The sequence below is a fragment of the Halorubrum sp. genome (assembly GCF_046498025.1).
Taxonomy (GTDB): domain Archaea; phylum Halobacteriota; class Halobacteria; order Halobacteriales; family Haloferacaceae; genus Halorubrum.
The window spans coordinates 1-9,049 of sequence record NZ_JAWOBM010000059.1; the positions used below are offsets into that span (position 1 = coordinate 1).

The following is a 9,049-nucleotide window of genomic DNA, read 5'->3' on the forward strand; positions in this document are numbered from 1 at the left end:
AACGAGCCCGATGAGGGCAATTCCGACGAAAACGAACCCGACGACGGCGACGACTCCGACGGTCCCGTGTCACCTGAATCGGCCGACTCATCGGAATCGTCCGAGTCGCCCACGACGAGCGACGACGAGCCGACCGTGTCCCGGTCGGAGTCGGCCGACGCCGTCACGGTCGAGGTCGACGGCGTGGTCGACGGACGCTACACGGCCGACGTCGCGCTCGCTGGACCCTCCGAGACGCGGCCCGCGGTGTCACTGTCCGAGCTCACGATCGAGACGGCCGGAGACCGCGAGGCGTTCGAGCTGACCGTCGAACGACCGACGGCCGACCCCCGAGAGGGCGACGCCGTCCCGAACGGGAGCGCGCTGGGATACGTGGAGATCGGCTCGACGCTCGACGCAGCCGACACGAGCGCGGCGACGCTCCGATTCGACGTTGACAGCGACGCGCTCCCGGAGGGTCTGAGACAGGAAGACGTGGCGGTGATGCGGTACGTCGACGGCGAGTGGACGACGGCGGGCGTCACCCACACCGTCGACGGAGACGCTCACACCGCGACGATGCCGAACGCCGCGCCCGTCGCCGTCGTCGCGCTGGAACCCGGAAGCGTCGACATCGTCGACAGCGATGTCCCGGCAGATCAGGTTCGCGTGGGCTACGAGACGACGCTCCGCGCGACGGTCGAAAATCCCGGTGACCGGCCGGCGAACCGAACGCTCACCGTCACCATGGACGGCGAGCAGCTCGCCGAGCGCGACGTGTCACTCGATCCCGGCGAGAGCGCGACCGTGCAGATCGCGTTCGAACCGGTCGACGGCGGAACGGTGTCGCTCAACGGGACCGAGGCCGGATCGATCAGCCTCTTCGGCGGCGACGAGGGAGCGACCGACACGGGGACGCAGACGGAGGAGAGCGCGCCGGGCTTCGGCCTGACCGCCGCGGTGCTCGCCTTGCTGGTCGCCGCGCTGGCCGTCCGGGTCGGTCGGCGGTAGCGGCGGGCGGAGTCGGAGCTCTCGGCGAGCGGCGGGAGCGCGTCGAGGTAACGACTTAAAAAAACGAGAACGCGTGAGTCGATCGGACGACGGTACGCGATCGGGTCGGTGAAGTGGGGCGTGGGAGCGAGTTATACCGGACCGGATTACATCGCACCGCCCATGCCGCCCATGCCGCCCATGCCGCCGGCCGGGGCGCCGCCCCCGTCGTCGTCACCGCTGGTCGACAGGTCGCCCGCGGAGATGATGTCGTCGATTTTCAGGACGAGGTTCGCGGCCTCGGCGGCGGAGGAGATGGCCTGCTCTTTCGCCTGTGCCGTCTCCACGACGCCGGCAGCGGCCGTGTCCTCGACCTCGCCGGAGAAGACGTTCAGCCCGGCGTGCGCGTCGCCGGCCTCGTGGGCCGCGCGCAGGTCGACGAGCAGGTCGATGGAGTCGAGCCCGGCGTTCTCGGCGAGCACGCGGGGGATGAGCTCCAGCGCGTCGGCGAACGCCTCGACGGCGAGCTGCTCGCGGCCGGAGACGGAGTCGGCGTAGTCGCGGAGCCGGCGGGCGAGCTCGACCTCGATGGCGCCGCCGCCGGGGAGGGTGCGCCCGTCAGAGACGGTCGCAGAGACCACGTCGATCGCGTCCTCGATACCGCGCTCGAGCTCGTCGACCACGTGGTCGGTCGTGCCGTACACCAGGAGGGTGACGCCGTGGGAGTCCTCGCCCTCGACGTAGAACAGCCCGTCCTCCTCGTTGCGCTCGATCGAGCCGACCGCGAGGTCGTCCGCGGTGAGCGAGTCGAGGTCGGTGACGATCGGCGCGCCGAGCACGTTCTTGAGGAAGCTCAGGTCGGACTTCTTCGTCCGGCGGACCGCCAAGATGCCCTCCTTCGCGAGGTAGTGCTGGGCGAGGTCGTCGATCCCCTTCTGACAGAAGACGACGTCGGCCCCACTCTCGACGATCTTGTCGACCTTGTCGCGGAGCTGCTTCTCCTCCTGGTCGAGGAACTTCTGGAGCTGGTCGGGGGAGTCGACGTTGACGGAAGTGTCGACGTCGGCCTCTTCGACCTCGATCGGGTCGTTGAGGAGGAGGACGTTCGCCGACTCGAATGTCGTCGGCATGTCGTCGTGGACGGGGTCCTTGTCGATGACGGCGCCCGAGAGGAGCTCGGACTCGCCGGCCGCGCGTCCCGTGTGGGTCTCGATGTTGAGGTTCGCCAGGTCGACGACGTGGGAGCCGTCGTCGGCCTCGACGGTGACGCCCTGCACCGCGCGGACGACGAGGTCGGCGAGGGTCTCTTTGTCGAGCTCGGCGCCCTTGCCGGTCATCGACGTCTCGGCGACGTTCTTCAGCGTCTCCGTGTCGTCGGGATCGACCTGCGTGGCGACCTCGTCGACCTGTTCGCGGGCGTACTCGCTCGCGAGGTTGAAGCCCTTGATCACCGCGGTCGGGTGGATGTCCTGTTCGAGGAGGTCCTCGGCGTTCTTGAGGAGCTCGCCCGCGATCGCGACCGCGCTCGTCGTGCCGTCGCCGGCCTCGTTCTCCTGGGTCTCGGCGACCTCGACGATCATCTCGGCGGTCGGGTTGTCGATGTCCATCGTCTGCAGGATGGTGACGCCGTCGTTCGTGATGGTGACGTCGCCCATCGAGTCGACGAGCATCTTGTCCATCCCTTTCGGTCCGAGCGTCGACCGTACGGCCTCGGCGACGCCGCGCGCCGCGGAGATGTTGTACTCCTGTGCGTCACGGTCCTTGACGCGCTGGGCGTCGTCGCCCATGATGATCATCGGCTGACCCTGCTGCATTCGCTGGCTCATACAGCGTTTGATTGATTGTGATTCTATATAAATCCGTCGTTGAGCGGCGATCGAGCGCCGGTCCGATCGACGGTCCGAGCGTCGTGAAAATCGCCGGAAGGTGGTGTGTTTCGGTGCTGTATATGTGAGTAGTTAGCACGATACTTCGCCCTCGGTCGAGTGTCGTTGATCCGCCCTTTAAATAGATCGGCGGCGGAGTCGGCGTCTCCGGCGGTATCGACGTCTCCGGCGGTATCGACGTCTCCGGCGGTATCGACGTCTCCGGAGGTGCGTCGGCCGTCGCGCGGCATTCAGTGGAAGGCGAGAGCGCCCCTTACCGGCCGAGCCCGGAAACGAGAGACCGCTCGCGGAGCCGGAACCGACGGACGGGTGGTGCCGTGACAGGGGAACGGCGGGACTGTCTCCGACCGTACAGCTGTGACGGACGCGTCGCTTTCGGACGCGGCCACGGACGCAAAAACGAGGACGGTCTTCGGTCGCGAGCGGTCACCGATCGAGCTCGTCCTCGTCGAGGTACTCCGACTCGACCTCGTCGAGGGACGGCTCCGGCGGTTCGTCGGCGGCAGTGAGTTCGCGTCGGTTGAGGCGACTCTCCAGCTGCCGGCGCTTGTTCCGTCCTTTCCGCTCGCGACCTGATTTCGTGTCTGGCATCGTCACCCGTGTCAACAACACCCACACATATGAGTCTTATGTCGGTGTGACAGAGCGTCGAGCGCGACGGTTCCGAGGGCGTCGAGCCGGCGGAGCGACGTATCGGGCGGGACGCGACGGCGAGCGCCGTGGCTATAGAAGGTAAAAAACACAGGAGAGGGAGTTGAACCCCAGTCGTTCCGCTCGTTTCACTCGCTCCACTCCCTGGTTCAAATCCGCTGGTGCTTCCGCTGTCGGGTTACTCACTCGTCGCTCTGCTCCTCGTTCGTCGTTGCGACAGCAAAAACGCCAGGAGAGGGATTTGAACCCCCGATCCCGGAAGGGAACACGCTTTCCAGGCGTGCGCCTTACCACTCGGCCATCCTGGCTCGGTCTGAGATAATCTGCTGGGACTGTTAAGTCCTTCTTTTCACGCGCTTCGCCCGCAGTCGGTGTTCGGTCGCGTAGGCGATTCCGCCGGACGCGACGGCGATCGCCGCGGCGAGAGCGACCAGTCCGCCGTATCCGACGGGGAGAGCGCCCGCGGCGATCAGGACTCCCTGCGCGAGCACCAGGAACGCGAGCCCGCCGACGACTCCCCACAGGGCCGCCGACTTCGCTCTGGCGCGCTTCGACGGTCGCGCGGCCATCCGGTCGGGGCCGGTACCGCCGCCCGGCTCGTCGCCGACCTCGTCGCCCCCGTCGCCGATTCCGTTGCCTCCGTCGCCGACCCCGCCGCCCTCGGCGCTCATCTACCCGACGACGGCCACCGCCTCGATCTCGACGCCGGCGCCCTTCGGGAGCGCGCCCGCCTGGACCGCCGACCGCGCCGGCGGCGACTCGTCGAAGTACTCGGCGTACGTCTCGTTCATCTCGTCGAAGTCGTCGATGTCGGCGAGGAAGACGGTCGTCTTCAACACGTCCGTCGGCGCCGCGCCGGCCTCGTCGAGGACGGCGACGAGGTTGTCGAGGGCCTGCTCCGTCTGCTCGGCGATCGGCGCGTCGTCGAGGAGCTCGCCGTCGGGCGTCAGCGGGATCTGCCCGGCCGTGAACACGAGTTCGCCGTTCGTCGTCGCCTGGCTGTACGCCCCGACCGCCTCGGGCGCCGCGTCGGTGTGAACGATCTCTTTCATACGCCTCTCCGTTCGGCGGGCCGCCGTAAGAGTGCGGGGGGAACCGGGCGAACCTCGGGGAGACCGCGTCGGATCTCCCCCGCTACCACCGCTGGTCATATATTCCTCGCCTGCTAACACGCAACACATGACGGGAGGAAACCTCCTTCCGGTCGCCGCGGTGTTCGTCGGGGTGCTCGCCGCCAACCTCGCGCTCGCGTGGCTCCTCGCGAGACGGGACTGGGAGCCGCCCGAGGCCCTCGGCTCGATCGGCGACTCGCCCCCCTCGGACGCGGGCGACTCCGAGACCGCCTCGACCGCCGGTCCCGACTTCGCCGTGGGCGCCGACCCCGGAGCGGGGACCGGCGGAAGCGACCCGAACGGCGACCCGCCCCCGCTCGACGCCGACGGCGAGACCGTCGTCTGCCGGCACTGCGGGGCGGAGAACCGCCCCGACTTCCGCTACTGCCGGTGGTGCGTCCGGTCTGGGTTCGCCGACGACGGCCCGGGCGCCGGCGGCGGCTCGACGATGACCGAGCGCTCGCTGTGAGGGGCGGGGGCGCTAGTCCGCGTCCACCCGGCACCCGCCCGAGTAGTCGATCCCCTCGATCGACTCGATGCCGTCGTCGCCGCACACCGGACAGTCCGGATTCTGGCGGTAGGGGACCGTCTCGAAGGTCAGGTCCATCGCGTCGTAAAAGAGCAGCCGGCCCTCCAGCCGCTCCCCGGCGTCGAGGAGGAGCTTGATCGCCTCGGTCGCCTCGATGCAGCCGACCGTGCCGGGGAGGACGCCGAGCACGCCCGTCGCCGCACAGTCCGGCACCGTCCCAGGCTCGGGCGCCTCCGGGAACAGGCACCGGTAGCAGGGCCCTCCGGGGACGAGCGTCGTCGCCTGCCCCTCGAACTTGTAGATCGCGCCGTGGACCACCGGCAGCCCCTCGATCCGAGCCGCGTCGTTGACGACGTACCGCGTCCGGAAGTTGTCCGCGCAGTCGACGACCACGTCGTACCCGGCGAGCAGGTCGCGGACGTTCCCCTCGTCGAGCCGCGTCTCGTACGTCTCCACGTCGACGTCGGGGTTGAGCCGGTCGACGTATCGCGCCGCGGACTCGACCTTCGGCTCGCCCACGTCGGCGTCGCCGTGGATCACCTGCCGCTGGAGGTTCGAGCGCTCGACGACGTCGTCGTCGACGATCCCGAGCGTCCCGACGCCCGCGGCCGCGAGGTACTGGACGACCGGGGCGCCCAGCCCGCCCGCCCCGACCACGAGGACGCTCCCGTCGAGGAGGCGCTGTTGCCCCTCCGGGCCGACCTCGTCCATGATGACGTGCCTGGAGTATCGGTCCAGCTGATCGGCGTCGAGCGAGAGACTCATAACTGGGTGTGGGAGGTAGTGGCGTATAACGCCTTTCCCGGGGCGGCCCTGCGGTCGGGACCGACGACACCGCGGCGTCGGCGGCACGGACGGCGACGCGGACGGCGCGGACGGCGACGCGACCGTCGGCGTCGTCACTGGCCGGACGAGACGAAATAAAAACGCGATCAGTGACCGAGCGCGCGTCGAACGCTCCCGACGCGCGTCGCGGGTGAACGAACGGAGCGTTACTTGCCCTGGCGGTCGTTGCCGGTGACGCTCGGGCGGGTCTTCTCCGTGCCCTTGCCGCGTTTGCGCTGGCCGCGGCCCTTCGTGCCGGCGGAGGTGAGCCCGCGGAAGGCGCGCCCGCGGTGGTCGTCCGAAGTGATCCACCCGAGGTCGTCGTCGTTCTCGATCGCGGGGTGGGCGGGGTCCACTAAGATCACTTCGTGCCACTTCTGGGAGCCGTCCTCACCGACCCAGTAGGAGTTGAGCACGCGGAGGTTGCGGTACTTCCGCGAGGCGCGCTCCTCGGCGATGCGCTGGATCGACTTGCGCCGCGAGAGGCGGTTGACGCCCTGGCGCTTCGAGCGGCGACCCGCCTTGTGACGCTGCTTGCGCGAGCCGCCCTTGCGGACGCTCACGCGGGCGACGATGACGCCCTGCTTGGCCTTGTAGCCGAGCTCGCGGGCCTTGTCGAGGCGCGTGGGGCGCTCGATGCGCTCGATGGCGCCCTCGTCGCGCCACTGCTGTTTACGCTGCCACTGCAGCTCCGCTAGTTTCCCCTCCTTGGGGGACCGCCACGCCTCCTTGATGTGCGAGTAGAAGCTTCGTGCCATATGTTGTCCGCGGACGGTTGCGATTCAGCCGCGAGGCGGCCACATGTCGTCTCGTCCCGGGGCGGGACCGCGACGGTCCCGGAGCCCGGCGGCGAGTGCCCGCTGTGTCCGCACCAGCGAGTTGCCCGTACTTCCCGCGGTTCGCTCTTAACCGCTTCGCTACGGCGTTCGCGTGGGGGACGGTGGCACGCGCGGCTCAGTCGTCACTCGGGCTGCGGGGGCACCGGAGGCGCTCCGGTCCTCCTCGCGGTCGGAGCCGTGACCCGTCGGCGGCGTTCCCGGCAGCGAGCCCCGCGCAGTGCGCCGTCGCCGTCCGTCACGCCTCGCGAGGCGACCAGCGGCGTTCCGTGAGCGACGCCGAGAGGCGTCGCTGGGCGGTCGAGTCCGATAAAGAAGCGCCGCAGGGGTCGGCCCGCGAGGGCCGATGGTTAGCGAGTGTGTGGTGCCGCTGCTGCGTTACTCGTTACGCCGCGTCGCGAGGAGCGCAGCCGCGATGAGGGCGACGAGCGCGACGAGCGCGCCGAAGCCGGGCGTGCTGTCGTCGGTGCCGTCGTCGCCGTCGTCACCGTCGTCGCCGTCGTCACCGTCGTCGCCGTCGGTGCCGTCGTCGCCGTCGGTGTCGTTACCGTCGGTGTCGTTCCCGTCGTCGCCGTCGGTGTCGTCTTCGACGACGAGCGTACCGGTCTGCTCGTCGTCGTCGGTCGCGATACCGTGCGTGTATTCACCGGCCTCGAGGCCGGACGTGTCGACGTCCGTGAACTCGACGGTGGTGCTGTTACCGCCCTCGAGGGTGACCTCCTGGCTGTCGAGCTCCTCGCCGTCAAGCGTGAGCGCGACGTCCTGGGTCGCGTTCGAGTCGCCGGTGTTCTCGATCGTCGCGGAGACGGTCAGCGCGTCGCCCGCGGTGATCGTGGCCTCTTCGGGGTCGAGGTTCGAAACCTCGAAGGTTGCGTTCCCGTCGTCGGTGCCGTTATCAGGCGCGCTGACCACGACGCCGTCAGCCATCGCTTCCTCCTCGGCCGGAGTGTTGCGCGTCTCGACGGTGAACGTGTCGTTCATGCTCTGCTCGCTGAAGTCGAACGTGCCCGAGAACGTGCCGTTCGGCGTGACGACGTTGTCCTCGGAGTTCTGGATGAATCCCGCTGCCGCCTCGTCGCTGCGGGCGCGGATGTCGACTTCCGTCCCGGGCGCGACGTTCGTCGTGCCTGAGACGTTCTGGTCTTCAGCGGCGTCGACTTCGACCGGGTCCTCGTCGAACTCGATCTCGGCGTCCTCGGCCTCGAAGGTCGCGTTCGCCGATTCGTACGCGTCTTCGATGTCTTCGTTGTCGTCGTCCTGTTCAGCAGCGGTCAGGAGCGGGTCCTGAACGCTGAAGTCGGCCTCGTACTCGTCGCCGTCCTCGATGGAGTCGATGGCATCGACGTCATCGAGCACACCGTTCAGCTCGTCGAGGTCGAGGAAGACGTAGTAGTCGCCGTTCGCGTCGTCGTAGACGACGTCAACGGCGGCCGTGAACTGATCATCGGTGAGCTCGCTCGCCGGGATCTCGTTGGCTTCCTGGTTCGCGCCGGGGTTCTGCTCGGTGAACGTCAGGCTGGCCGCGTTGTCTTCGCCAGCGCTGGCTGGCGCGGTAATCAGGTCGTGAAGCGCACCGGCGTTGCTGTCAGCGTCCTGTGCGTCGAGCGCGCCCTCCAGACCGCTCGCGGTGATCTGGTGGACGAGCACGTCGCTGTCGTCGCCGAGCGCGACGGTGTCGGTCTCGGTCACGGCGCCACCTTCGACGCCGCCGACGATCGCGGAGGTGGCCTCCTCGTCGCCGTCGTCGTCCTGCACGTCGACGACGTCGTCGCGGACGTCATCGGTGGTGCGCCACAGGACCATCTCGCCGGTCTCGCGCTCCTCGATGATGAGCGACCCGATGTCGCTCTCGTCGTCGAGCGCCGCCTCGGCGCTACCGTTTTCGTCGAGCCCGGTCGGGCTCACGGAGATGTCGTAGTCGCCCGTGTCGAGGAGGTCAGTCAGGTCGCCCTGCTCACCTTCGAGCGTGACATCGTCGTCGTCGTCGGCCGCCTCGACGATGGCATCTGCGTCGTCAGTGTTACCGGCCGTGTACGTGTTGAACAGCACGGTGACTTCGCCGTCATCGTTGTCGTCCTCGACGCTGATGTTCGCCTGGTAGTTGTCGTCCTCGAAGAAACCGATCACGACGGTTCCGGAGTCGCCCTCATCGTCGAGGTTGACCGTAATCTCGCCAACGTCACCCTGCGCGACGCTGGTCGAGCCGTTAGCGAGTTCGAGGTCGCCCTCGCCCTCTTCGGT

At 68.6% G+C, this 9,049-nt stretch carries 9 protein-coding genes and 1 tRNA gene; 2 read left to right on the forward strand and 8 right to left on the reverse strand.

Annotation, left to right across the window (positions count from 1 at the left end):
* Window positions 1–990 (forward strand): CARDB domain-containing protein (locus tag R6U01_RS11490; protein ID WP_410286592.1); only part of this gene is annotated, 990 nt, incomplete at its 5' end.
* Between the two features lie 146 nt (window positions 991–1,136).
* On the opposite strand, the gene thsB is transcribed toward R6U01_RS11490, so the two are convergent.
* From thsB to R6U01_RS11515, 5 genes are all read right to left on the reverse strand, one after another.
* Window positions 1,137–2,783, reverse strand: a complete 1,647-nt coding sequence (thsB, locus tag R6U01_RS11495) for a thermosome subunit beta (protein WP_410286599.1) — start codon at window positions 2,781–2,783, stop codon at window positions 1,137–1,139.
* Window positions 2,784–3,281: 498 nt separating this feature from the next.
* Window positions 3,282–3,446, reverse strand: coding sequence for a hypothetical protein (locus R6U01_RS11500; RefSeq protein ID WP_410286593.1), 165 nt, complete (start codon window positions 3,444–3,446; stop codon window positions 3,282–3,284).
* A 286-nt stretch (window positions 3,447–3,732) separates the two neighbouring features.
* Window positions 3,733–3,814 (reverse strand) — tRNA-Ser (locus tag R6U01_RS11505).
* A gap of 27 nt (window positions 3,815–3,841) precedes the next feature.
* Window positions 3,842–4,135, reverse strand: a complete 294-nt coding sequence (locus tag R6U01_RS11510) for a hypothetical protein (protein WP_410286600.1) — start codon at window positions 4,133–4,135, stop codon at window positions 3,842–3,844.
* Between the two features lie 42 nt (window positions 4,136–4,177).
* Window positions 4,178–4,558, reverse strand: coding sequence for a Rid family detoxifying hydrolase (locus R6U01_RS11515; RefSeq protein ID WP_410286594.1), 381 nt, complete (start codon window positions 4,556–4,558; stop codon window positions 4,178–4,180).
* Window positions 4,559–4,685: 127 nt separating this feature from the next.
* On the opposite strand from R6U01_RS11515, the gene R6U01_RS11520 reads away from it, so the two are divergent.
* Complete coding sequence (locus tag R6U01_RS11520; protein WP_410286595.1) at window positions 4,686–5,087, forward strand: zinc ribbon domain-containing protein; 402 nt, start codon at window positions 4,686–4,688, stop codon at window positions 5,085–5,087.
* A 12-nt stretch (window positions 5,088–5,099) separates the two neighbouring features.
* On the opposite strand, the gene ubaA is transcribed toward R6U01_RS11520, so the two are convergent.
* The 3 genes from ubaA to R6U01_RS11535 form a co-directional block, all read right to left on the reverse strand.
* Entirely contained in the window at window positions 5,100–5,912 is an 813-nt protein-coding gene (gene ubaA, locus R6U01_RS11525) for an SAMP-activating enzyme E1 (RefSeq protein ID WP_410286596.1), read from the reverse strand.
* 227 nt (window positions 5,913–6,139) lie between these two features.
* Window positions 6,140–6,730, reverse strand: a complete 591-nt coding sequence (locus R6U01_RS11530; RefSeq protein ID WP_410286597.1) for a 50S ribosomal protein L15e — start codon at window positions 6,728–6,730, stop codon at window positions 6,140–6,142.
* 456 nt (window positions 6,731–7,186) lie between these two features.
* On the reverse strand, window positions 7,187–9,049 hold a 1,863-nt coding region (locus R6U01_RS11535; protein WP_410286598.1), incomplete at its 5' end, for a BGTF surface domain-containing protein.